The organism is Chryseobacterium gleum (assembly GCF_900636535.1).
Classification (GTDB): domain Bacteria; phylum Bacteroidota; class Bacteroidia; order Flavobacteriales; family Weeksellaceae; genus Chryseobacterium; species Chryseobacterium gleum.
Map to the genome: position 1 here is coordinate 866,781 of NZ_LR134289.1, position 24,291 is coordinate 891,071.

Genomic DNA, 24,291 nt, shown 5'->3' on the forward strand with positions numbered 1-24,291 from the left:
TAAATACAACACTAAAAAATTAATAGTATGAAAAGAACCATTAACGTTTCTAATCAGGGAGCTACCCTTGATACCAGCAGAAGAAACTTTCTGAAATTAAGTGGAGTAGGACTGGCCATCGCAGGGCTTACCATCATTGGCTGTGACGACAATGACGACTTCCAGATTATTGAAGAATCCAAGTATGACCTTGGAACAGGAGATGTAGGAATACTAAATTACGCCTACGCCCTTGAACAGCTTGAAGCTGACTTTTATACGAAAGTAGTCAACAATTTCTATACGGGAATTTCAAGTATTGAAAAAGAACTTTTTACAGACCTGTACCATCATGAAGTGATACACAGGGATTTCTTTAAAGCTGCCATCAGCGGAGCTACAGATCATGTGCTGCCTAAGCTCGAATTCCAGTACCCGAATGTGAATTTTAATAACAGGAGCTCAGTTCTGGCCACTGCAAAAGCATTGGAAGATACGGGGGTAGCCGCTTACAATGGTGCGGGGAAATATATTTCCAACCCAACCTACCTTGTTATTGCCGGTAAAATAGTTTCAGTAGAAGCCAGACATGCTTCCGCCATCAGAAATATCATCAATCCCGGCTCTGCAGATTTTTCAGGAGATGACGTGGTAGATGCCAATGGACTTGACCTCGCGAAAGAGCCCAAGGATATCGTAATGGCTGCCGGAGCATTCATCAAAACACCTTTTACCTGGAAAGAAAGAGGCATCAACTAATCATTCACCTTAAAAACTCACATTATGAATATTCTTAGATTACTGGATAAGCTTTCCCATGATAAATTCTTCACAACGGAAGCGTCAAGACTTGAGGCGATTACCAATATGTCTCTATTCGGAAAAAAAGCAGCAGTAGCAGCAGTTCCGCTTGGATTGGGTGCACTGATGGCAACACCGGCTAAAGCAGAAACCTCAAAAACAGCATTCACAGGTATGGCTTTAAAAAGTACCCTCACAGATGCATTGCAGCTGGCATTGGTACTGGAATACCTTGAAAATGAATATTACAGCATAGGATTGTCTACACCGGGACTTATTCCGAATGCAGACAGAACAGTTTTTATGCAGATTTCAAAGCATGAATCTGCTCATGTAGGTTTTCTGAAAAGCACACTGACTTCTTTAGGAACAACTCCGGGAAACAAACCTACTTTTGATTTTACTGCTGGTGGAAATTTTACTCCTTTTACAGATTATAATCAGTTTCTTATTCTTGCCCAGGCCTTTGAAGATACGGGAGTAAGGGCATACAAAGGACAGGCAGGAAACGTAATGTCCAATAAAGTTGTGCTTCAGGCAGCCTTACAGATTCATTCTGTAGAAGCCAGACATGCTTCGCAGGTAAGAAGAATTCGAGCAAACAAAGGATGGATAGAGCTTGCCGATGGAGGAAATATGCCTTCTGCAACCAATCCTGTTTATGCAGGAGAAGATAATACCAATCAGGCGGGTTTCAATACAGGAACCTTATTTGGAGCTGCAGCCGGTTCTGCAGCTTATGATGAGATTTTAAGTGGCAGCGATGCGCAGGCTATTGCCTCCCTGTTCATAGTATAGTTGTGATTTGGATGATGATAAGTGGTGTGTCCATTTCCGGGCTCATCCGGAAATGGACTTTAAAAAATCAATCGTCAGGCCTTAAAAAAACACTGTTAAAACATTACTTTTCATCCTGATTCAAACACCAAGTACCATATGATCACATGTGGTACTTTTTATTTTATATTGTTTATTACTTCTTTATATCTTTAAAATATTTTAAAATAACCATGCATATTCCTTTATTAACAAATTTACTGCAACGGAATACAAAATTATTTCGTATTTTGCTTTACTTATTAAAATAATAATTTAAAGCACTTAAAAATGTTGAAAATATAAACTTTAAGGACTTGATTATCATTTTTTAATAATCAAAAAAGAAAAATCTCTAACCGTTGAAATAACATATGAAGAAGTACCCAATTCCTGCGAATGAAGAAGATCGAATGAGAAAACTGGAGTTTTTTGATCTTTTAAACCTGGAAAAAGATCCCCAGTTAGACGTTTTTGCAGAAACAGCATGTCTCGTGACCGGCTGCCCGGCAGCACTTATTGCCATGATGGAAAGCGAAACCCAGACGATCCAGAGTTGTGTGGGACTTGCCCTGGACTTTGTAGACAGGAAAAATACTGTATGCCAGTATTCTATCGCAAGTGGGGACATTGTAGTCATCAATGACACTTTACTGGATGAAAGATCTTCTGATAATCCACTCATACTGGCAGGCGGAATCCGGTTTTATGCAGGAGTACCCCTGTTAGATGACGAAGGATTTGCTTTGGGAACACTTTGCGTAATTGATTATAAGCCTAAAACTATTACAGAAGACCAGATCTCTACCCTAAAAAAAATAGGGGAAGCGGTCACGAAACTTCTGATGGGAAAACGGAAAAATATCCAGGCAGAATATTTCCAGCAGACCTTCAGTATTTCTAATAACCTGATCTGTGTGCTGGACAAAAATTTTTTACTGAAAGATATTAACCCGGCTTTTGAAAATGCATTTCAAGTAAATAAAAGCCAGGTTATCAATCAGAATTTCCTTGATCTGGTAGGCAGTCATAATTCCCAGCTTCAATTACTTTCTAAAGATCTTCCTAATACGGATGAAGAGATAACGTTTACCACTTCTACCAATATCAATGATAACCAAACCATTATTGTTGAATGGTATTTAAAACTGAACCAGAGCCATTCGGATATTTTTTGCTTCGGAATCAATATTACCCAGCGTATTGAAGAGAAACTAAAACTGGAAAGCTCCGAACGCCGTTTCAGAAGCTTCTTCGAAAATGCAATAGGACTGATGAGTATGCATGATATGGAAGGAAATATCATCGCCGTCAATGAAAAAGGAAGAGAAACCCTTCAATATTCTGCTGAAGAGGTAGAAGATCTGAATTTAAAAGATCTTGTCCCTGAAAAAAACTGGCATCTTCTTGAGCAATATCTGGAGCGTATCAACAAAAACCGTGAAGATTTCGGAACCATGATTCTGAAAACAAAAGGCGGTGATGAAGTAATATGGATGTACCACAACCTTGTGGAAATCAATAAAGAAGGAAAACCTTACGTAGTGAGTACCGCACTGAATGTTACCGAAAGAGTAACACTGGAAAAAGATCTGGTCAATACCAAAAAAATGCTGGAACAGACCAGTGCGGTTGCCCAGGTCGGAGGCTGGGAAGTCAACCTCAAAAACAATACTGTAATCTGGTCACAGTCTACCAGAGAAATCCATAAAATAGATAAAACTTTCCAGCCGGATTTAGAGAATGCATTAGGCTTCTATAGTGAAAACAGCCGGGAAAAACTGGAATCCTTATTCGAGAGAGCAGTGAAAGAAGGCATACCTTACGATGAAGAATTACAGCTGGTACGAAATGACGGCGTCATGATCTGGGTAAGGGTAAAAGGAATACCGGAATTTGAAGGCGGAGTATGTACGAGAGTCTACGGAATTATACAGGATATTGATAATTTCAAAAAAGTTTACTTAGAACTGGCCAGAAAAGAGGCTATGCTTCAGTCATTTGTTGCCTATGTTCCTGCTACGGTAGCTATGCTTGATAAAGATCTTAATTATCTCTCTGTAAGCAAAAGCTGGAAAGATGAATTCCAGATGAACGACATCAGGCTCATTGGAGAGAACATGTTTAAGATTTCCCCGGATGTACCGGATGAAAGAATAAAAATATACCGGGATGCACTGGCAGGAAAAGCCTACAAGAATGAAGATATGGCGATAGAAATTCCCGGCAAGGAATCTATTCAGCATTATAATGTAGAGGTTACGCCATGGTATCTTTCCAGTAATGTTATAGGCGGAATTATTGTTGCTGCACAGAATATTACAACCTCTGTAAAAATCAATAAGGAACTTAAGAATGCCAAGAAAATGGCCGATATTGCCAGCCAGGCGAAGTCAGAATTTCTGGCCAATATGAGTCATGAAATCAGAACTCCGTTAAATGGTGTTATCGGTTTTTCGGATCTTCTCTTAAAAACACCATTGAATGAAATACAGACACAGTATCTTAATTATATTAATGAATCCGGTGAAAACCTGTTGAGTATCATCAATGATATCCTTGATTTTTCCAAAATAGAATCCGGGAAGATGGAGCTTTCCATTGAAAAAGCCAATGTTTATGATATTGTCAGTCAGGTAATCAACGTAATTCTTTATCAGTCCCAGAAAAAGAATATAGAATTACTCTTAAATATAGAACCGGGACTTCCTGAAACCATCTGGCTGGATGAATCGAGACTTAAGCAAATCCTGATCAATCTTCTTGGAAATGCCGTGAAGTTTACCCAGGAAGGAGAAATAGAACTTAAAGTGGAAAAACTAAGTATTGAGAGTAAAAATATTACCCTTAGATTTTCCGTAAGGGACACCGGAATTGGTATTCCTAAAGAAAAACAAAAGCATATTTTCAATGCTTTTACTCAGGAAAACAGCTCTATCAGCAAAAAGTACGGGGGAACCGGCCTCGGACTGACCATTTCCAACAATATCCTGAACTATATGGGAAGCAGTCTGTCATTGGTAAGTGAGCTTCATCAAGGGTCCACCTTCTATTTTGATATCCAGGTTCCTTACGAAATGTCCGAGCGCCATGAAGAGGAAGATCTGAAAATAAAAAAAGTATTAATTGTAGATGACAATGAGGCCAACAGGATTATCATTCAGCATATGCTCGCTTATAAAAATGTTGATTCAAAGCTTGCCGCGAATGGAATGGAAGCCCTTCAGATACTGCTTGCGGGAGAACGTTTTGATGTGATTCTGATGGATTATCATATGCCGGTCATTTCAGGACTGGAAACCATAGAAAAAATCAGGGAGCTGTTTGATAAACAAAATGAATCATCACCTCTCATTATCCTTCATACCTCTTCTGAAGAGCATGATGTTATCAACTCTTTCCGCCAGGAAAACAATTCATTCTTTTTATTGAAACCGATCAAATCTGAAGAACTTTACAAGACGCTGAAGCTTGCTGTAAAAAATACTGAGAAAGAGATCAGCAGTAACACACAAGCAGAAACAAATACACCAAAGCTCATGCAGTCTGCCAAGGTTTTACTTGTAGATGACAACCCTGTCAATATGGTGCTGAACAATAAAATGGTACGTTCATTAATCCCTGATGCACAGCTCACAGAAGCTACCGATGGTCTTCAGGCATTGGAGCAGTGCAAAGAAAAAATATTCGATATTATTTTAATGGATGTTCAGATGCCGGTAATGGACGGTATTGAAGCAACGAAACAAATCCGGTTACTTCCGGAGTATGCCGGTGTTCCGATTATTGGTGTAACTGCGGGAAATGTACTGGGTGAAAAAGAAAAGTGCCTGGATTCCGGCATGAATGACTTCCTACCTAAACCTTTAAGACAGGCAGATCTGCTGGGAATACTGGAAAAATATATTTTTAATGAAAATCACATTCCCGCAGAAGAATCATCAGATAAAGAAAAATTCTTTGATATAAAGCTTTTGAATGAACATATGGGTGATGATGATGACGATTTCAAACAAATATTTTTGAACCTTGTGATACAGGAACTTACTCAGGCCGAAGAAAACATCAGAAAAAGCGCTGCAGAAAAAGACACCACAGCCCTGAAAATGATCCTTCATAAGCTTAAAGGAACGGCAGGAACGGCAGGATTGACACGACTCACAGAACATGCAGCGGACTGGGAAAAGAAATCAGAAACCGACATGGATTTTATTGCCATGGAAAAAGAAATTATCCGGGATATTACTACAGGATTACAAGCCATTAAAAATTTAATACAATAAAAAATAAATAAAATTATGCTGATTCTCATCGCCGAAGACGACGAACTGATTCTAAAAACGATTGAGCACAAATTATTAAAAGAGGGACACGAAGTGATTCTTACCCGTAACGGAAAAGACGCTATTGAAACCCTCAAAACAAAAGATGTAGACCTGGCCATCACAGATATTATGATGCCGTTTGCCTCCGGAATTGAAATACTTTCCGCCATTAAAACCATGGGCAAACAGATCCCGGTGATCATGCTTTCCAGCATGGGGCAGGAAGAGGTGGTACTGAATGCTTTTGATCTCGGAGCAGCGGATTTTATTGTAAAACCATTCAGCCCCAATGAATTGATATTAAGAATAAAAAGATTTTCTTCAAGATAAACCATAACCATGTTTCTCACCACTTCTATACATTTTCTTTTTCTTGTTTTTCTGGGGATGCTTTCCCTGGTTCTCTTGCTGATTATTGTAGTGCTGATCTACAGTTTTTATCAGTACAGAGAATCCTTGCAGGCTTCCAGATGGTCAGAAGTAATCAATAAGAGAATCTCAGAAGTGATTGTATATGGTGAAGATGAAATATCTCCGGATGATAATTTCTCATCAGCAGCTGGCAGTTCCTTATTCAGAAATTTATTTCTACAGAAGCTGGCAGAATCTGAAAAGAAATTTTCCGGAGCAGCACAAAACAAACTGAAAGACTTATTCCGTGATTATGGGCTTCAGGAAGAAGCGTTTAAGAAACTCAGTCAAAAAAAAGTGCACTTAATTGCAGGGGGAATACAGGAACTTACGTCTATGAATGTAGAAGAAGCATTACCCAAAATATCTACATTTTTAAGCCATCCTTCAGCTCAGGTATATCAGGAAGCACAATATGCAATGGTTCACTTTAAAGGATTTGAAGGACTTCATTTCCTGAGCAGCATTACCTCCACCATATCAGAATGGCAGCAGCTTCGTTTGCTTCTTTCAATAAATCAGATTCCTGATAACTCAGGAGATCATATTAAAAGCTGGATGGAAAGCTCTAATGATTCCGTAGTTATTTTCACCCTTAAACTGTTAAGGAAATTTCAGATACTACCCCTTTATTCTTCTGTTATTAATCTGCTGGACCATTCTTCTTCTGAAGTACGGATACAGGCGGTACAAACATTATTATCACTGGAAAACTCTTCTACGATTACCCATCTTATGGAAGTCTATCCGCATCAGCCGGTTGAAGTTCAGAAAGAGATCCTTAAGGTCATGAAAAAGTCAAAAGACCAGCGCAGTACAGATTTCCTGAAAGACCAGTTATTGAACGGCACCGATTCAGGTGTGAAAGTGTATGCCGCAGAAGCTTTATGTGCACTTGAAAAGCAGGAGTATCTGACAGAAGTATTGAACAGGGAAACATCAGAAGAATTAATTCAAATCATTAAATACGCATTACAGGAAAAAGTATGTTAGAATTCTCGCACATCATCTATGAAGTTGTTATCTGGCTGTTTTTGATTTACGGAACAGCAGTAACCCTTATCTATGGGTGGATAGGAATATATGCACTGGGCGCTGTACTGCGTTATAAAAAAGAAAATACATTTACAGATTACAGTATCATTGCGGCCAATCCCAATGCGCCGGTATTCAGTGTTATTGCTCCGGCCTATAACGAAGGCATGACCATTGTGGAAAATGTACGCTCCCTGCTGTCCCTTTACTATCATAATCTGGAAATTATTATTGTAAACGATGGAAGTAAGGATGATTCCATACAAAAACTGATCGAAGCTTATGAACTGGAATCGGTGGCTTATTTCATCCAGGGGAAAATCGAAACCAATGCTGTAAGAGGAGTTTATAAAAGTAAAAATCCGGCCTTTAAAAAGCTTATTGTTGTTGATAAGGAAAACGGCGGAAAAGCAGATGCATTAAACGTGGGAGTCAATATCTCTTCAGGGGAATATCTGGTCTGCATTGATGTAGATTGTATTCTGGAGCAGGATTCGATTTTAAAACTGGCAAAACCGATGCTGGAGCAGACCGATAAAAAGTTCATCGCCTGCGGTGGAGTAATTCGTCTGGCCAACAATTGTGTCATTGAAAACGGAAAAGTAGTAAGTGTCAACATGCCGAAGACTCTGTTGGGAAGAACACAGGCTCTGGAATACATCCGGGCTTTCGTACTCGGTCGTATGGCATGGTCTCGTGCATCCGGTCTGATTCTGATCTCAGGCGCTTTTGGCGTATTTGACAGAAAAATTGTGCTGGCATGCGGAGGTTATGATAAAAGTACAGTGGGAGAGGATATGGAGCTGGTGGTAAGAATGAGGAAATACATGGAAGAGAAGAACGAACCTTATGAAGTGCTTACCATTCCGGATCCTTTATGCTGGACAGAGGTTCCCGAGTCCAAAGATATTCTCAGAAAACAACGAAACAGATGGATGCGCGGAACGATGGAAACCCTGTGGAAACACAGGAAGCTGATGTTCAATCCGAAATACAGAAAATTAGGAATGATCAGTCTGCCGTATTGGTTTTTCTTTGAATTTTTGGGGCCGCTTATCGAGTTTTCAGGATACATCATCTTTATCATTTTTTTATTGCTGGGAATTATCAACTGGCCGTTTTTTGTAATTCTGTTCGCTCTTGTGATCTCGATGGGCTTTCTGTATTCTATTTATGCCATATTGGTAGACCTTGTAAGCCATCAGGTCTATACCAAAAGGAAAGATTTCCTCAGATTGATTTTCACCGCCTTTTCCGAACCTTTTTATTTCCATCCTATTGTGGTGAAAGCAGGGGTAAACGGGTTTATAGATTATTTCAAAAAATCGCATGGATGGGGTGAAATGACCAGACAAGGCTTTAATCAAAGTACACAAAATTTACCTCTGAAAGAAAGAATATATGCTATTCTTCAGGTGGGACTTAAAAAGTGGGGAATGCTGGCATTGATTTTCTTCGCTTTATTTTTGGTTGGCGTAGTTGCAGAATCATTGTGGTATAAGTATATCTTTCCAAAATTTGAAACTCCGGCTATCATTGGCCATCTTTTCACAGAAAATATTTTATTTGCTCTTAGACTGACCTTCTGCATCGGGTTTGTTTATCTGATCATCAATTTTATCAAAGAAGGCTGGGCAAGGATTCTGGGCATAGTAACCCTGCTCATTGTAGCTGTTACCCAATATATCTTATTCCTGTATTTTTCTGAAACCCGTAATGTATTGGGGGCAGATGTTTTATATTACAGTAAAGAAGAAATAAAGCAAATCTTACAGGCCAGCGGGATGCTCAATTTTAAAAACTTTGCGCTACTGGGAATTTTAATAGCCGGCTCATTTATTCCTTTATGGATTGCCGGTAAAACAGCTTTAAAAACAATGTATCCGGGATTAATAATAATGGGGCTGGGGCTGGCTGCTTTTTTTATTCCTTCCGATATCGTAGGATCAACAATTCTGAGCAGTGAAAGTGAGTTTAATCAGAATGCAGCAAAAAGTAAATGGGCTTATTTCTTTAAATCCAACGAAGATAATTTCATCAGTGATCACCCGGAGCTGACTGAATTGCTAAGCGAAAATGAAGACTATACCGCCAATGCGGAAATGCTTGATAAAAATTTTCCATTCTGGAGAAAAGAAAATACACCCGATTTCCTGGGATCATATTTTAACAGATCCGAGCAGGTTCCCAATCTTGTTTTCCTTATCATGGAAGGCTTCGGACATGCGTATACATCACCCAAAGGATATATAGGTAATTTTACTCCTTACCTTGATTCTCTTTCTAATAAAAGCTTGTACTGGGAGAACAGTTTAAGTTCAGCAGGAAGAACATTCGGAGCGTTACCATCTTTAACAGGTTCACTTCCTTTCGGGAAAAACGGGTTCCTTGAAATAGAGAAAACACCGGAGAACTTCAATCTTTATAATATTCTTAAAGCAAACGGATTTGAAACGGGGTTCTATTATGGAGGCCATACATCATTTGACCGGTATCGTGAGTTTCTGGAATACAGTGGAGTAGATCACATTGTAGATGAAGCATTATTCAGCAGTCCGTACCGCAAACTTCCTGCCAGCAACGGAGAGAGCTGGGGATATGAAGACCAGGCCGTTTTTGGTAAAATGCAGGAGCAGCAAAAACCGCAGAATCAGCCGTATTTCAATATGATCCTTACGCTTTCAACCCATAATCCTTTTTTAATCAACAATAAAGATTATTATGAAAAGTTGTACAATCAAAGGCTTAATTCCGGGATTTTAACTCCGGAACAGAAAAAGTGGGCAACAGCTCATAAAGATCAGCTCATTTCAGTATTGAACGCCGATGATGCGATTAAAGGTTTCTTTAAAAATTACAGCAAACGCCCGGATTATAACAATACAATTTTTGTCATTACAGGGGATCACAGTATGCCTGAAATTACTTTACAGTCTAAAATAGACAGATTTCATGTACCGTTATTGATCTATTCACCCTTATTAAAGGAATCAAAACGTTTTTATAAAACAGTAAGCCATTTTGATATTGCACCTTCTATTCTGGCCTATTACAGAAATAATTATCAGATCAAAACACCTTCTACCGTAACATGGGTAGGAAGAGGCTTTTCTGCAGATGCTGAAATCAGCAAGGCAGGAATTCCAATGATGCAGAGTAAAAACCAGCTTATTGATTTCGTATCTGAAAAGTATTATATCCATGACGGAAAGCTTTTCACGCTTAAGAATCTGGAAGAAGATCCTTCCAATGATGCGGCAGCCATGAGTAAGATCAATGGCAGATTCAATCAGTATAAAAGTATGAATGCAAAGTTTTATTCCACTAAAAAACTGATGCCTGATTCGGTAATGGTTAACTTTAAGAAAAAAACGAAATCAAAGTTTTAGAACTTTCTGGTGTAACCTAAAGTAATATCAAACTGATTTCCTTTCTCACCCGGACGGAATTCCTGATTATAATACATGGTACCAACTGAAAACAGATTGGTGCGGTAAGAGAAATTATATTCAGCACCTATTTTAAACGTTTTAAGCTTAAAAGTCTCATTTTCCAGGAGGTTATTACGATTTTCTTCAGGGCTGATTCCTGTTCCTATCTGAAAAGCAAAATAGTCCTGGGCACTTTTTGTATAATATCGTACCGTTGCCGTATAAGAGTGTGAAATATTTTTGCTGTCCGGCGTAATATAAGTACGCAGGTTGAACCAGAAATTTTTATAATATTTTCCTACAGCCGCAGTATACATCCAGATGCTGTTGCTGAAATACAATTGACGGTAACCTAATTCTGCCTCGAAGCTGTGGGGAAGGTTGGCATTTAAAGAAACTCCGGTACGGTATTTCGGGAAAAGACCGACATCACCAGAATATCCTCCGCCAACATACAGATAAAACATTTTCGAAAGTCTCGGATAAGCTTCCAGCTCAATCTGCGTTCCTCCCTGCGCAAATTTATTCGCATAGTTCCCGCGAAGAATCACAGAACCGATAGGAGTTACTCTCTTATAGCTTACTCCCACAATATGCCAGTCATCATCAAACTGCTTATCAAAATGGGAATAGTTGTAAACAATTCCAACTGCATTTTTAGAAGAAAGATCATTTATTCTCACAGCAAGAGCTCTTGCTTCCGTATTTTTAGGATTAATGGATAAAAGAGTCTTTACAGCCTGATCAGCTTCCTCATAATGATCCATCCCAAAATACACTTTCGCCTTCAGCAGCAAAAGTGCTTCGGATTTTGGATGGTATGAAAGACCTTTATCAAGAATTTCGACAGCCTTTGTATTCTCATCATTCCAGTATTCCAATGAGGCGTAGGCCAGAAAATAATCTTCATCCTGAACACCTCTTTTTCCAAGGTCTTCAAATACTGCTCTCGCCGCGGGAAGATCTTTATTCCATGTATATAATCTCCCAAGAAAAACTGAAATATCTGTATAATTCGGCGCTTTTTCCAATGCTTCTTTAGCCAGCGCTATAGAAGTTGTATAGTCTTTCTGTTCAAAAGCCGTGGTACGGGCTTTAGCAAACAATTCGTCAGCAGTGAGATTCTGCTGTCCATACATCGTAACAGGAAAAAGTAATGCTAATAAAAAGGTCGTATATCTTTTCATCGAGGGATTTAAATATTAATGAGCTATATCTTGTATCACAAATATATTGAACTTTTACCTCACAGCCCAGAGATTATTCATCAAAACTTAATTTTTTTAGATTATTATTTCGCAAAATACCAACCAAGAGATATTTATGATGGAATAATTATTGTCGTAATTTAAAAAAATTGATTTTCCAAAAAACCTTCATCATGAAAATAGCAACCTATAATGTAAATGGAGTCAACGGCCGTCTGCCTGTTTTATTGAAGTGGCTGAAAGAAGCTTCACCGGATATTGTCTGTCTTCAGGAATTAAAAGCACCTCAGGAACGTTTTCCTTTGCAGGAAATCAATAACGCCGGATATCAGGCCATCTGGAATGGACAGAAGAGCTGGAACGGGGTGGCCATATTAGCGAAAAACAAAGAAATCACAGAAGTACAAAGATCCTTACCAGGTGATCCAGACGATATTCAAAGCCGTTATATAGAAGCTATTATAGATCAGATGGTGATATGCTGCCTTTATCTTCCTAACGGAAATCCTTATCCAGGGCCTAAGTTTGATTATAAATTATCATGGCTCAAACGTTTTAAAAAACGAACCGATCAGCTCATTAAAATGGAACTTCCTGCCATTCTTATAGGCGATTTTAATATCATTCCGGAACCTATTGACGTCCATAAACCTGAACGCTGGGAAAATGATGCATTATACCGGGTAGAGGTAAGAAAAGCATATAAGGATCTTCAGAAAAAAGGCTGGCTGGATTCTATACGAAGCCTCTATCCGGGCGAAAAAATCTATACGTTCTGGGATTACTTATACAAAGCTTATGACAGAAATGCAGGGATAAGACTGGATCATATCTTATTGAGCCCTTACCTTCAATCCCGGTTACAAAGTGGTGGAGTAGACCGCCAAGTGCGGGGCTGGGAGAAAAGCAGCGACCATGCTCCCGTATGGATTGAACTTTCTGAGGAATTATAATAAAAATGCTCCTGATTTAACTTCAGGAGCATTTTTATTATAGATATTAATTTTATGACTGTTTACGACGACGGCCTGAGATCTTTTTATCAAGATCTTTGATATCTTTTCTCAGTTCCCGGAACATCTCTTTGAAATTATAGTTTTCATAATCACCCGGTTCAAAATCTTCCGGGAAAATTCCAGATGCATATTGCCAGATTTCTACTACTTCCTCAAAAGGAATATCATAAGGCTCATAAAATGAATTATCAGCACTTACACAGATTGCATTTTCCTTTCTTTCTTTAAAACGCTTGTACGTAATACCATCATTCAGCGTAACAAAAACATAGGTTTTGCCTTCTTTCAGTTCATTAATGCCTTCTACATATTTTCCTACTATATAAGAACCGCTCCTGAACGGCGGCATAGAATCACCATCTGCAGGAAAGGCCCTGTATTTTCCGTTGTTAAGAAAAGGAAGCGCAATACGCTGAAGACTTTCAATATATTCTATATCGCTGTATCCTTCCAGATATCCCATGGAGGCTTTCTGAGGAATAATTTCTATGGTATCATTTCCTTGAGTATCCACCGCTACCGGAAGAACAATCCTGTTATCCGGAAGTTTCAGCATTTCATCCACCGGATGCTTCTCCAGATCTACAGAAAGTATAAGATCAATGCTCACATGAAAATATTTTGAGATTTTTACGAGCAGTTCAATAGGAGGTTCAGATATACCATTTTCATATTTTGAATACCGTACTCTTGAAATCATGAGTTCATCGGCTACATTCTGTTGGGAGAGCTTTCTTCTGGCTCTTAAAAAGCGTATATTATTTGAAAAAACTGACATTGATAAAAGTATGTCAGCAAAAATACAAAATTTGATTCCGTTATCAGTAATTCATATGGGTTTTACTGCCTGCAGGAAGCAAATTTTATTGATTATTTCGCTATCACTCTACGAAATGGATGAATTGCAGCATTTTAAAGACTCATTTTCTATCCATTCAAGCCTTATTTAAGAAGAATTTTAATGATTCTATATAAATTAAAAAATAAACAACAATAAATATATTTTAATACATAAATAATAACTCCAAATTTCATAAATTGAGTTATGTTTTTTAACATTTAGAAAATCAATCACATATCAGTGAAAATCATATTTTTATTAAAACACCTATATATTAATGAAATATTAAACAATAAGAACAAATAATTAATTTATTTAAAATAATTTGCAATTGTGTAAATATTATTCATATATTCGTGATGTAATAATCATATAAAAATATAGTTATGAAAAACTTAAAAAAATTGGACAGAAACGAATTAAAAGCTATTTCAGGTAACGGATTACTAGATCCAATCGGCGGACTTCTAGGTGGACTAGGAGGTGTAGTTGGTGGAGTAGTAGGCGGTGTAGGTACTATCGTTGGTGGTGTTGTAACTGGCGTAGGATCTACAGTAGGTGGAGTAGTAGGCGGTGTAAGCACTGTTGTAACAAACGCTTTATGCCAGACACAATGTGTTGTTAACGGTGTAATCCACATCAAATTACTTGAGTGCGGTTCTACTTGCTAATCAGCAAACAATTTGACATTAAAAATTTACCGCTCTTTTCAGAGCGGTTTTTTTTTATGCCCTTAGTCCAAAATCATTTCTTTTAAGAATTTTTATTCCTATTTATTTTTTTATTCCAAACATTTCAGCAACTTATTATTAACATGGCAGCTATGAGGAGCTGTAACCATGTCTATATTGCTGTAATCTGTAAAAATGCTGCTGAATAACGCGCTCATTTTTCCTTCATTAGTCTGCATTTGCCAATGTTTCTATGGCATCTTTTCTTATCAAAATCAACATTCCAATACAAATTTTGTCATTACCATTTCCAAGTAGTTTTTAGAGGTTTTTTACATCAAAAAAACTTAAAAAAACAAGCCATTAAATTATAACACGACGAGTTTTGTCGCTGTTCGCCAGTACTTTTGTATCAGAGATAAGATAAAGAATCCCGGGAAATTAATTGTCTTACCCAACCCAATTTTAACCTTAAAAACAACTTTTTTAAATTATGTGTAAAAAACAACTAATAATCATTTTTCTCTTTTTATTTTGCATTTCCTATGCGCAGAATGAATTTACTACCATCTGGAAACCCAATGCAAACGGCATCATTGATCATTCAATAAGATTCGGCGGCGCAGGAACCGATTACACCATTCACTGGGAAGAAGTAGGATATCCTGAACATAACGGGATGTATGATTATGTAACCTCTAGCAGCAATGAACCTTTACTTATATATTTTGGGCCATCATTTCATCCAGATCCTCTGCAGGCCACTTACGAATTAAAAGTATCCAGCGGGAACGGATCATTTTACGGTTTCAGAGCCAATGCAGATATCATGCCTCCGGGTGGAAATCAGGAACTCATAGAACTCAGCCAATGGGGAAATACTACATGGCTTCAGCAATTCGACAGAGCATTCGCCAACTGTCCCAATCTTAACGTAACGGCTGCAGATACTCCTGATTTAACACAGATCACCAGTTTATCGCAAATGTTCCTTAACTGTTCATCTTTGACAGGCCATACTTCATTTTCTTACTGGAATCCATTCCGTATTACAGACATGAGCGGTATGTTCAGCGGAGCAACGCGGTTTAATCAGAACATCGGAAACTGGGATACATCAAAAGTAACCAATTTTAGCAGCATGTTTTCTTCTGCCTCTTCTTTTAATCAGGATATTTCAGCGTGGAACACAACATCCGGAACTGATTTTTCCTCCATGTTTGCAGATGCCACAGCTTTCAACCAGCCATTAAATTCATGGAATACAGAAAATGCTACCAATTTCCGCTATACGTTCTATAATGCGGCAGCATTTAATCAGCCACTTGATAACTGGAATACAGGTAAAGTAACAGATTTTGAGCATATGTTTGAAAATGCAGTGTCATTCAATCAGCCCATCGGAAACTGGGATGTAAGCAAGGCTGATTATTTCGCCGGATTTAATATGTTTGCAGGGGCTTCGCATTTTGACCAGGATATTTCTGCGTGGGATATCAAGCTTCAGAACTTTAGCTGGAATTCAATCTATTTTGGATTTAAAAATGTAGGTTTATCATGTACGAATTACAGCAATTTTCTCATTGCTCTAAATAATAATCCTACCTGGGCGAACTCCACAATAACGTCCGGAACTATAGATGCAGCAGGATTGGTTTATTCTACACCACAAGCGATGCTGGCCAGAGCCCAGCTGATCAACAAAGGTTTTAATATTATTGGAGATTCCTATATTTCAGGTTGCTTTTTATCAACAAGAGAAGCTTCCCCAAAAACGAAAACTTCCGCTTATCCTAATCCAACGACAGGAGTGATCAATGTGGAATCCTCATTAGATGAAAATGTTTATTTATATGATAATAACGGTAACCTGATTAAAAATATATTGTTTAGAAAAGGGAAAAATACCATCGATCTTACTGAATATCCCTCAGGAGACTATATCTTTAAAGGTGATACTTTTTTCAATAAAATTACCAAGCAATAGCAAATCAGCCGAAAGGTTAGCTATTTAAATTTAGCTCCAAAGTCTTTGTACTTTGGAGCTTTTTTTGGTCAAACCGAAAAATCTTAATGAAATGCAAAATTTTCAGGCTTGCCATGAACCATTTATACATAGTTCATAATGGTGAAAAAGCAATATGTTTTCAGAGTGTACACTGATAACTGGCGGACGCATGCAGAATAGTGCTAATCAGTAAAAGCGATTTAAATGATTCTTACGGTATTCCATAATTTTTAACAAATTAGAATAATTATCTTTGATCAAACATACTTAGCTAAAAAAGGTATTAATTTATAAATCCAAGATACAATTATGGAAGAAATCATTAAAGAAATAAGTAGAAAATCAATTTTTCCTTTTCAGAACTTAGCAGAAAAAGGAACCAAAAGTACTAAAGAATTTTATATAAATTGTACAGAATTAGAAGATTTCAATTACAGTGATATTACACTTTCTGAAAAATATAAAGCAATGTTTTCTGAATTAAAAGAATTAAAGGGACCTTGTTTATATTATTTTGAAATATTATCTGAGAATTTATCTTCAGAAATTGCTGAAAAAATAAGAGAATATGCAAATTCTGAAAACTCTAAAGCAATTCCTGCAAAAAAACAATCCCTGAAAGTAGGATATTATATGTTGGTAAAGTAAAACGTCATTTTTGGGGAAGATTAATTCAACATTTAGGTTATTATAAAGTAGATAGGACACAGGGGTTACAACTTTATTATTGGACAAAAGAATTAAACCTAAATCTAAAATTAGTAGTTTACGAATTTGATTCTGAAATGATTAATTTAATGGAAGTTTTAGAAAATGATTTAGCTAAATATTTAAAACCGATTTTAGGTAAGCATAGGTAAGTTTGAGAAATTTGATATAATACCTGCTAGAATAAAAACTAAAAACTTCGAATGTCATTTTTTATGATCTCTTAACAATCCAATCATAAAATAAATTTTATATTCGTAGCCTGAACAAAACATAACCATCTAAAATTTAAGAATTAAATACAGGAAACATGAGAAACACTATTTATGCTTTGTTATTATTGTTTTTATTCACAGGCGTTAATGCTCAGGAATATTCAAAATTAATAAATGAAGCCGATCAATTATACAGAGCAAAAGATTATAAAATGTCTGCTGATGTATATGATAAAGCTTTTAAAATTGAAAGTGAAAATCCAAGCCAATTATATAACGGTGCTTGCTCATCTGCTTTAGCAGGAAATACGAAAAAAGCCTTTAAATGGCTGAACCTGTCAATAGATAAAGGCTGGACCAATCTAAAGCACTTAAAATCTGATACTGATTTGGATAATTTACATTCAAAAAAAGAGTGGGGGAAAACAATTGAAAAGTTAGAAAAAAAAATAGCGGCAATAGAAGCCAATTATGACAAACCCCTGCAGGCTGAATTATTGGCAATTCTCGAGGAAGACCAAAAATACAGAATGCAAATGGACGAAACCCAGAAAAAATTTGGTCCGCAATCTAAAGAAATGAATGATCTTTGGAAAATAACAATGCAGAAAGACTCACTTAACTTAATAAAAGTAAAAAAATATTAGATGAGCAAGGCTGGGTTGGTAAAGAGAAAGTAGGCGCACAAGCCAACAGTGCATTATTTCTTGTCATTCAACATTCAGATCTTGAAACGCAGAAAAAATATCTCCCAATGATGAAAGAAGCTGTCACAAAAGGAAATGCAAGTGCCGGTTCTTTAGCTTTGTTAATTGACAGAATAGAAATCCGGGAAGGCAGAAAACAAATATACGGAAGCCAGATAGGAATCAATCAAAGTAATAATACTTACTATGTTTTACCTTTACTAGATCCTGATAATGTAGATAAAAGAAGAACAGAAGTTGGATTGGGTCCAATCTCTGACTACGTTAAAAACTGGAAGATTGTTACTTGAAAAATCTGGTGCTATAATCGAGAATTTAAAATAATGAAAATCTGGGACGGGTTTTGAATTTTTGGAACTCAAATAATATTCAATTTAACATAATATAAATTATAGGATTTTTATAATACCCCTGCAATAGAGTATTAATCGTCTGAGAATCCCTTATTCTTTACTTTTTTCTTCCAAATATGTTATAACGTTTTCTGAGAACTCTTCTTTAGTCATGAATCTGTCCAGGAAATCCTCCAGTTTTCCTTTGCTTTCAATTTCCTGGAAATATACTTCATGGTCTGTGCTGTAAACTGTTGGGTTCGACTGATCAGGATCTGTAGTACACACAAAAGAAACTCATCAATCCCGTACAACTGCCAGTCTTTGTGATAAAGATGATTGTTGAACCTTATATTCTTCCAGTTTTCAGCAAAATTTTCAGAAATATTGACAGCGTCTGTATTTGCTCCTAATGCATTGATTTTATGTATAATATTTTTATTCATTATTTTTTATTCATACATTATGTTAAATTGCTATAATGAGAAATTTAAAGGATAACCATTTTCTTTCTCCACAGCAATAAATTCATCGGTATGATCTGCAGATAATCCTTTATAATAATCGTTGAGCTGTTTTAAAAAGCTTCCAAGGCTGGAAGCAATTACATTTCTGTCGGCGTCACGGTTCCAGAATTCAAGAATCTGACCTTTGTTCCCGGTAAAAGTTCCTTCTGTGTCATAGCAGATATAGCTTCCGCCACCATTATGAAAGATCGGAATCCAATGACGGTTCCACCAGTTTTCGATATCAAAATCTGTCCCGATCATGGAGGTAAGTTCCTGAGCAGTATCCAGTGACTGCTCCAAAGGCATAAAAACAGAATTGTTCACAAAGGCATCATAAGAACTACTCTCCTGCCCGTTTTTCCACAGATATAATGCCTTCAAATCCTGTGGAATCCGTATATCATATTTCTCTTCCAGTTTATTTATAGCGTTTTCTCCAAGTGAATCCTGTAAACTAGCGTAAAAATCCGGTCTTATTCTTTTGAGATGAATATCTAATTCCTGAAGAGTATTTTCCATAATTTTTCATTTTCCTCCTTAAAAATACAAAATCTTGCCACATGACAGTTTTTATGAAAATTAAACACAATACCTTTATCCTAACCAAAATCTCAATCCTATGAAACCTAAAATGATCTGGGCCAATCTGGCCGTAACCAACCTTGAGCGCACACAGAAATTTTATACAGAACTGGGATTCAAGCCTAATAATCCGCACAGCTCTAATGAACTGGTCAGCTTTTTTTTCGGGGAAAATGAATTCGTCATCCATTTTTTCTTAAAAAATATCATCGAAAGAAATTTAAAAACCATGAACTTTGGAGATCCGCAAAGCGCCAATGAAATCATATTCACCCTTTCTGCAGAAACTAAAGAACAGGTAAACAGCTGGGCCAATGAAGTAAAAAACGCAGGTGGAACCATTGTTTCAGAACCTGAAAGTTTTGGAGACAATTATTATGGTTTTGTATTTGCGGATCCTGACGGACACAAGTTCAACGTATTTTATATGTAGAGATTCAAAATAATTTTTCCTATATTTGGCCTTCAACAGATCAAAATATGAACCGCTCGAACTGTCTGCCTCCTCCGGCACCTTAATATTTTCAATTCAATTTGAAGCGTACTCATGTCGTTAATTTATTAACGATAGGTTTTGTAGTGCTTTACATTCTAAAAAAAATATTAATTCCAATTTTACAGTTCATTCTCTAATGAAAAAATCATATTTATTATTACATCTGGCCGTAATACTGGCCGGGTTTACAGGCGTATTCGGAAAATTGATCACACTTAATGAAGGTTTGCTTGTCTGGTACAGACTCCTCTTCTCCTCTATTATTTTGTTCTTTATTATAAAGCTGCTGAAAATCCCCGGTCATATTTCTTTCCGTGGGAAAATTCAGATTTCAAAAGCCGGTTTACTGCTTACATTTCACTGGCTTCTTTTTTATGCGAGTATAAAATATGCCAATATATCCATTGGCGTGGTTTGCTACTGCCTGACCAGTTTTTTCACAGCAGTTTTTACACCTGTCATAGAAAAGGAAAAATTCAAGCTTTCAGAATTACTTCTCAGTACGTTGACGATTATAGGAATCAGTTTAATATTTCATTTTGATACTTCCTATCAGCTTGGGATTATATTAGGTGTCTTTTCGTCAGCATTCGGTGCTTTGTATACTATTTATAACAAACGGTTGGTGAATCATTTTGATACCAGGGTAATCAACTATTATCAGATGATGGCCGGTACTGTATGCTGGGGAGCGCTTTTGCCCGTATATCTCCTCTATTTCCAGTCAGATAGCATAGTTCCTGACTTAAAAAATACAGCTTATTTGGGCGTTTTATCACTTTTTTGCACAGTTGGCTTATATGTGATGTTTGCAGAGGTTTTAAAAAAAATTCCTGCCTTTACGGTTAATTTAACGTACAATCTGGAGCCTGTGTATGCTATTATTATGGCATTTTTATTTTTTGGAGAAAGCAAAGAAGTGAATCTTTCTTTTTATATAGGTTTGCTGTTTATTATTGCTTCTGTGGTTTTGCAGACGGTAATTTCTATTAAGAAAACAAAATAATAATCAAGCTTTGTTAAACCAAAACCGGACACTTAAGTTATTTTAAGCGTCCGGTTTTTATAGATTTTGGTTTTTATCCATTCAATCCCAAACTGTTATACACCTTCACCTGCCATATTCCAAGGACTTCTTTAAGCATGACAAAAGTGAACGCAGCATTATAGCTGTTAGGAATCAGTGTAATTTCAGTAGTAATAAAATCTGATGCATTGGGAACAGGATGTAATCCAAAGGTCTGAAACAAAGCAACAGATCTTTTCATATGAAAACCAGAAGTCACCAGGTCTATACTGGAAGGAGCCATCTGCTTCAAAATCCTGCTGGAATATTTTGCATTTTCATACGTATTCATGCTTTTATCTTCCTTAATAATATCAGCATCTGCCACTCCCATTTTTTTAAAATTCTCACGAAATAATTCCGCTTCACTCATGCTTCCTTTTCCTTTTCCCGAAACTAATATTTTACAGGATTGATTATTTGTCTTGTATGCATGATAAAGCTGGTAAGCTGTTACCATTCTGGAATAAGACATTGTATGCAGTTTTTCTGTATGGTCTATGTTTACCACTCCGCCACCTAATACAACAATTACGGGATGTTGAGAACCGGAATTCCTGATTTCGGAAGTATTGAGGTAGCTTTTCTGCAGATAGCCTGAAATGAGTTTACCGAGAAAACCATTTCCTATAAAGATGATCATCAAAACGGCAAATATGCCCATTCCTATGCGTAGATTTTTACGCTTGTTCTTTCTTCTTAAAAGTGCAATGATAACCACTGCGAGAAATACTAAGAAATAAGGCTCTGTAAAAAGCTGGATAGTACGAAACAAAAGGTCTAATAAAAACTTCATCTTCAAATAATATTATTTAATACCTGCAAACATTAAAAGCCCAAAGATAAAGCAATTTTCTGAGTATAACTTTTTACAGCAGCAAACCATTCCATATAATCAGGATGATTTCGTGTTATTTTTTCTTTTGATTTTTTCCATTTATTTTATACATTTGCACACAACACACTTTTTAGTGTGTTAAATAAAATACCTACCCAGTGAAAAAGCAGAAAAGTATCACCGTTTTGATGACCGTACTCCATATATTTTTGGAAAGGCATTTTTGTAAAGGAAAAAACAAAAATTCTTCCTCACGTATAAAAAAACGATTTCTACTTTAAAAAACTGAAAGCCAACCTGATCTGTTTTTAAATCAAAAACAAAAGATCTCACTGATAATTTCCGGACTGTATTTATTACAAAACCTTAACAGATTTACTGTTAAAATTAATGTTGCCTCAATGCAATATGCCCTTTAAACAAAGTACATTTGCTGAAAACTTTAATACAACATCTGTGAAATGTCAACAGTCCTCAAAACATTTGTAGCTTATCTTAAAAGGCCCCCTCTTTATCCTGAACTGGGCAGAAAAATTATCAAAAACACATTCAACAGAAGAAGTTCGTCCAAAGGAAAAGCCAGAGCAAATTTCTGGGCTGCCTCCATAGCCGTTTCTCAGGAAGAAGTGATCTCCAGACTTTTCTCCCGCGATGCTGATCATTTCAGATCTGCTTATGCCGATATCCTGCAAAAAGCCAGTGTAAAAGAAAGGGAATGCCCTGTCAAAATGGGTGAACATGGCTCGTTGGAGCTTATTTATTATGCATGTGAATTCACCAAAGCACAAAACGTTCTTGAAACCGGAGTAGCTTATGGATGGTCTTCACTGGCGATATTGCTTTCGCTTCAAAAAAGAAACGGCACACTCTATAGTTCAGATATGCCTTTTCTTGCTCAAAATGGAGATCAGTATGCAGGATGTGTTGTTCCTGATCATCTTAAAAAATACTGGAAGCTATTCCGTTTTGCAGATAGAGAATCTCTGCCTAAAATTTTCAAACAGGCTTCCTCATTTGATGTTTTCCACTATGATTCCGATAAAAGTTACCACGGAAGAATGTGGGCGTATCATCAGATCTATAAAAAGCTTAGACCTGGCGGAGTGTTTATCAGTGATGATATCGGAGACAATTCCGCGTATCAGGATTTTTGCAACCGAATGAATATCAGCACTTGTGTTGTAGAATATAATGGAAAATATATCGGCATTTTTGTAAAAGAATATATTCCGCTGATCAGAGCTAAATAACGCAATTGATGAGATAAAACTATACTTAAATTTAAAAACCATTAAGAAAGCGGTAAGCTGTTAAGGATATGAAGAGAGCACAAGACATTCATGAAGCCTTACCGCTCTATTAAAATCACTCTCACCATGGACCGAAACGAATCTTAATCCTCTTAACCTCTTACTACAATCTTAATGGTTCAAAATAAAAAACTTTAATTTTAAAAATTTAAGCCTCCTGATGGTTTAAAACTAATATTTTCACTCATAGCTCACTTCCCTTTCTAAAATAATCTGGTTTCTGCTTACAGTAACCAGTATCTTATCTCCTGCCTGAAAGCCACATTGCTGTACCCACTTCCCTGTAATTCTTATTTCAGGAAAATATACAATTCTGCCATACGCTCTTGAAAACGATTTGAGGAAAACCGTAAGGTTACGATTCTGCAGTTCATTATATTTGCTGCTGTTCATTCTTCTTTTTCTTTTCATCTTTGTTATTTTTCAACAAATGAAGGGATAATAAGAAGGATAAACCATCCGGATAAAGGATATTTTATTCAGAAAGAAGGATATTTTAGAATAGTATTTATTTTAAAACAGAGCATTATTTTTTTGTTCTAAAGCTTTATATTTGTTATTATGACTTACACAGATATGCAAAATAAAAAAATACATCAGGGTAGAAATATAAAGCGTTTCCGCGAAATGCTGGGCATCAAACAGGAAGCTCTGGCTTTTGAGCTGGGAGACGACTGGAACCAAAAGAAAATCTCCCTTCTGGAACAAAAAGAAACCGTAGAATCTGATATTCTGGCGCAGGTAGCACAGATTTTGAAAGTTCCCGCAGAAGCGATTGAAAATTTTGATGAGGAACAGGCGGTGAATATTATTTCGAATACTTTCAATACACATGATCATTCAAACGGTGTGAATGTTCAACCTACTTTTACTTTCAATCCTCTTGATAAAATGGTGGAGCTTTATGAGCGTATGCTGGAGCAGCAGAGGGAGATGATTGAGAAATTGGAGAGGTTGATTGAGAAATAAAGTAAGATAAAATTATA

The 24,291-nt window shown here is 36.7% G+C and carries 22 protein-coding genes; 16 read left to right on the forward strand and 6 right to left on the reverse strand.

What is annotated here, in order from left to right; all coding sequences use genetic code 11:
- The first annotated feature begins 27 nt into the window (after positions 1 to 27).
- The 6 genes from EL165_RS03980 (at position 28) to EL165_RS26555 (ending at position 10,756) form a co-directional block, all read left to right on the forward strand.
- Entirely contained in the window at positions 28 to 738 is a 711-nt protein-coding gene (locus EL165_RS03980; RefSeq protein ID WP_002979317.1) for a ferritin-like domain-containing protein, read from the forward strand.
- Positions 739 to 762: 24 nt separating this feature from the next.
- Positions 763 to 1,578 carry a ferritin-like domain-containing protein gene (locus EL165_RS03985; RefSeq protein ID WP_002979315.1) on the forward strand — a complete coding sequence of 272 codons (816 nt, stop codon included), beginning with the start codon at positions 763 to 765 and terminating at the stop codon, positions 1,576 to 1,578.
- Between the two features lie 392 nt (positions 1,579 to 1,970).
- Entirely contained in the window at positions 1,971 to 5,879 is a 3,909-nt protein-coding gene (locus tag EL165_RS03990) for a response regulator (RefSeq protein WP_002979314.1), read from the forward strand.
- Positions 5,880 to 5,894: 15 nt separating this feature from the next.
- Positions 5,895 to 6,251, forward strand: coding sequence for a response regulator transcription factor (locus tag EL165_RS03995; protein WP_002979313.1), 357 nt, complete (start codon positions 5,895 to 5,897; stop codon positions 6,249 to 6,251).
- A 9-nt stretch (positions 6,252 to 6,260) separates the two neighbouring features.
- Positions 6,261 to 7,325 carry a HEAT repeat domain-containing protein gene (locus EL165_RS04000; protein WP_002979312.1) on the forward strand — a complete coding sequence of 355 codons (1,065 nt, stop codon included), beginning with the start codon at positions 6,261 to 6,263 and terminating at the stop codon, positions 7,323 to 7,325.
- Complete coding sequence (locus tag EL165_RS26555) at positions 7,319 to 10,756, forward strand: sulfatase-like hydrolase/transferase (RefSeq protein WP_002979311.1); 3,438 nt, start codon at positions 7,319 to 7,321, stop codon at positions 10,754 to 10,756. The genes EL165_RS04000 and EL165_RS26555 overlap by 7 nt, the downstream gene beginning before the upstream one ends.
- On the opposite strand, the gene EL165_RS04010 is transcribed toward EL165_RS26555, so the two are convergent.
- Positions 10,753 to 11,985 carry a YaiO family outer membrane beta-barrel protein gene (locus EL165_RS04010; protein WP_002979310.1) on the reverse strand — a complete coding sequence of 411 codons (1,233 nt, stop codon included), beginning with the start codon at positions 11,983 to 11,985 and terminating at the stop codon, positions 10,753 to 10,755. The genes EL165_RS26555 and EL165_RS04010 overlap by 4 nt on opposite strands.
- 194 nt (positions 11,986 to 12,179) lie before the next feature.
- Here EL165_RS04010 and xth point away from each other — a divergent pair, with 194 nt between their 5' ends.
- Positions 12,180 to 12,959: an exodeoxyribonuclease III gene (gene xth, locus EL165_RS04015; protein WP_002979308.1), complete on the forward strand. Its 780-nt coding sequence runs from the start codon at positions 12,180 to 12,182 to the stop codon at positions 12,957 to 12,959.
- Positions 12,960 to 13,011: 52 nt separating this feature from the next.
- Here the strand turns inward: xth and EL165_RS04020 are convergent, their stop codons facing one another.
- On the reverse strand, positions 13,012 to 13,800 hold the full coding sequence (locus EL165_RS04020) for an XRE family transcriptional regulator (RefSeq protein ID WP_002979307.1): 789 nt from the start codon (positions 13,798 to 13,800) through the stop codon (positions 13,012 to 13,014).
- A 467-nt stretch (positions 13,801 to 14,267) separates the two neighbouring features.
- On the opposite strand from EL165_RS04020, the gene EL165_RS25760 reads away from it, so the two are divergent.
- From EL165_RS25760 to EL165_RS04045, 5 genes are all read left to right on the forward strand, one after another.
- Entirely contained in the window at positions 14,268 to 14,534 is a 267-nt protein-coding gene (locus EL165_RS25760; protein WP_164720325.1) for a hypothetical protein, read from the forward strand.
- 493 nt (positions 14,535 to 15,027) lie between these two features.
- On the forward strand, positions 15,028 to 16,521 hold the full coding sequence (locus EL165_RS04030) for a BspA family leucine-rich repeat surface protein (protein WP_002979304.1): 1,494 nt from the start codon (positions 15,028 to 15,030) through the stop codon (positions 16,519 to 16,521).
- Positions 16,522 to 16,851: 330 nt separating this feature from the next.
- On the forward strand, positions 16,852 to 17,190 hold the full coding sequence (locus tag EL165_RS04035) for a hypothetical protein (RefSeq protein WP_002979303.1): 339 nt from the start codon (positions 16,852 to 16,854) through the stop codon (positions 17,188 to 17,190).
- Between the two features lie 370 nt (positions 17,191 to 17,560).
- The gene (locus EL165_RS04040) at positions 17,561 to 18,112 is read left to right on the forward strand and encodes a TPR end-of-group domain-containing protein (protein ID WP_126358582.1); all 552 of its coding nucleotides are present in this window, start codon (positions 17,561 to 17,563) and stop codon (positions 18,110 to 18,112) included.
- A complete protein-coding gene (locus tag EL165_RS04045) occupies positions 18,106 to 18,462 on the forward strand; it encodes a DUF6624 domain-containing protein (RefSeq protein WP_346724698.1) in 357 nt (118 codons plus the stop codon). Before EL165_RS04040 ends, EL165_RS04045 begins: the two co-directional genes overlap by 7 nt.
- Positions 18,463 to 18,674: 212 nt before the next feature.
- Here EL165_RS04045 and EL165_RS04050 read toward each other — a convergent pair whose 3' ends face one another.
- A complete protein-coding gene (locus EL165_RS04050; protein WP_041461480.1) occupies positions 18,675 to 18,950 on the reverse strand; it encodes a hypothetical protein in 276 nt (91 codons plus the stop codon).
- Between the two features lie 30 nt (positions 18,951 to 18,980).
- Positions 18,981 to 19,532, reverse strand: coding sequence for an SMI1/KNR4 family protein (locus EL165_RS04055; RefSeq protein ID WP_002979300.1), 552 nt, complete (start codon positions 19,530 to 19,532; stop codon positions 18,981 to 18,983).
- Positions 19,533 to 19,632: 100 nt separating this feature from the next.
- Between EL165_RS04055 and EL165_RS04060 the strand changes: the two genes are divergently transcribed.
- Together EL165_RS04060 and EL165_RS04065 are read left to right on the forward strand one after the other, a co-directional pair.
- Positions 19,633 to 20,028 (forward strand): VOC family protein, encoded by a 396-nt coding sequence (locus EL165_RS04060; RefSeq protein ID WP_002979299.1) that lies wholly within the window; start codon positions 19,633 to 19,635, stop codon positions 20,026 to 20,028.
- A gap of 199 nt (positions 20,029 to 20,227) precedes the next feature.
- Positions 20,228 to 21,097, forward strand: a complete 870-nt coding sequence (locus EL165_RS04065) for a DMT family transporter (RefSeq protein ID WP_002979298.1) — start codon at positions 20,228 to 20,230, stop codon at positions 21,095 to 21,097.
- Positions 21,098 to 21,170: 73 nt separating this feature from the next.
- Here the strand turns inward: EL165_RS04065 and EL165_RS04070 are convergent, their stop codons facing one another.
- The gene (locus tag EL165_RS04070; RefSeq protein ID WP_041461479.1) at positions 21,171 to 21,953 is read right to left on the reverse strand and encodes a YdcF family protein; all 783 of its coding nucleotides are present in this window, start codon (positions 21,951 to 21,953) and stop codon (positions 21,171 to 21,173) included.
- A 503-nt stretch (positions 21,954 to 22,456) separates the two neighbouring features.
- Here EL165_RS04070 and EL165_RS04075 point away from each other — a divergent pair.
- Positions 22,457 to 23,245, forward strand: coding sequence for an O-methyltransferase (locus EL165_RS04075; RefSeq protein ID WP_002979295.1), 789 nt, complete (start codon positions 22,457 to 22,459; stop codon positions 23,243 to 23,245).
- Between the two features lie 240 nt (positions 23,246 to 23,485).
- On the opposite strand, the gene EL165_RS04080 is transcribed toward EL165_RS04075, so the two are convergent.
- A complete protein-coding gene (locus EL165_RS04080; RefSeq protein ID WP_002979294.1) occupies positions 23,486 to 23,716 on the reverse strand; it encodes a SymE family type I addiction module toxin in 231 nt (76 codons plus the stop codon).
- A 150-nt stretch (positions 23,717 to 23,866) separates the two neighbouring features.
- On the opposite strand from EL165_RS04080, the gene EL165_RS04085 reads away from it, so the two are divergent.
- The gene (locus EL165_RS04085) at positions 23,867 to 24,274 is read left to right on the forward strand and encodes a helix-turn-helix transcriptional regulator (protein WP_002979293.1); all 408 of its coding nucleotides are present in this window, start codon (positions 23,867 to 23,869) and stop codon (positions 24,272 to 24,274) included.
- Positions 24,275 to 24,291: the final 17 nt, after the last annotated feature.

Coding starts and splice junctions, on each gene's coding strand:
- EL165_RS26555 (WP_002979311.1), top strand. CDS start 7,319: ATGTTAGAATTCTCGCACATCATCTATGAAGTTGTTATCTGGCTGTTT.
- EL165_RS03995 (WP_002979313.1), top strand. CDS start 5,895: ATGCTGATTCTCATCGCCGAAGACGACGAACTGATTCTAAAAACGATT.
- EL165_RS04065 (WP_002979298.1), top strand. CDS start 20,228: ATGAAAAAATCATATTTATTATTACATCTGGCCGTAATACTGGCCGGG.
- EL165_RS04075 (WP_002979295.1), top strand. CDS start 22,457: ATGTCAACAGTCCTCAAAACATTTGTAGCTTATCTTAAAAGGCCCCCT.
- EL165_RS04060 (WP_002979299.1), top strand. CDS start 19,633: ATGAAACCTAAAATGATCTGGGCCAATCTGGCCGTAACCAACCTTGAG.
- EL165_RS03980 (WP_002979317.1), top strand. CDS start 28: ATGAAAAGAACCATTAACGTTTCTAATCAGGGAGCTACCCTTGATACC.
- EL165_RS04030 (WP_002979304.1), top strand. CDS start 15,028: ATGTGTAAAAAACAACTAATAATCATTTTTCTCTTTTTATTTTGCATT.
- xth (WP_002979308.1), top strand. CDS start 12,180: ATGAAAATAGCAACCTATAATGTAAATGGAGTCAACGGCCGTCTGCCT.
- EL165_RS04080 (WP_002979294.1), bottom strand. CDS start 23,716: ATGAAAAGAAAAAGAAGAATGAACAGCAGCAAATATAATGAACTGCAG.
- EL165_RS04085 (WP_002979293.1), top strand. CDS start 23,867: ATGACTTACACAGATATGCAAAATAAAAAAATACATCAGGGTAGAAAT.
- EL165_RS03985 (WP_002979315.1), top strand. CDS start 763: ATGAATATTCTTAGATTACTGGATAAGCTTTCCCATGATAAATTCTTC.
- EL165_RS04070 (WP_041461479.1), bottom strand. CDS start 21,953: ATGAAGTTTTTATTAGACCTTTTGTTTCGTACTATCCAGCTTTTTACA.
- EL165_RS04035 (WP_002979303.1), top strand. CDS start 16,852: ATGGAAGAAATCATTAAAGAAATAAGTAGAAAATCAATTTTTCCTTTT.
- EL165_RS04055 (WP_002979300.1), bottom strand. CDS start 19,532: ATGGAAAATACTCTTCAGGAATTAGATATTCATCTCAAAAGAATAAGA.
- EL165_RS03990 (WP_002979314.1), top strand. CDS start 1,971: ATGAAGAAGTACCCAATTCCTGCGAATGAAGAAGATCGAATGAGAAAA.
- EL165_RS04000 (WP_002979312.1), top strand. CDS start 6,261: ATGTTTCTCACCACTTCTATACATTTTCTTTTTCTTGTTTTTCTGGGG.
- EL165_RS04050 (WP_041461480.1), bottom strand. CDS start 18,950: ATGAATAAAAATATTATACATAAAATCAATGCATTAGGAGCAAATACA.
- EL165_RS04010 (WP_002979310.1), bottom strand. CDS start 11,985: ATGAAAAGATATACGACCTTTTTATTAGCATTACTTTTTCCTGTTACG.
- EL165_RS04020 (WP_002979307.1), bottom strand. CDS start 13,800: ATGTCAGTTTTTTCAAATAATATACGCTTTTTAAGAGCCAGAAGAAAG.
- EL165_RS04040 (WP_126358582.1), top strand. CDS start 17,561: ATGAGAAACACTATTTATGCTTTGTTATTATTGTTTTTATTCACAGGC.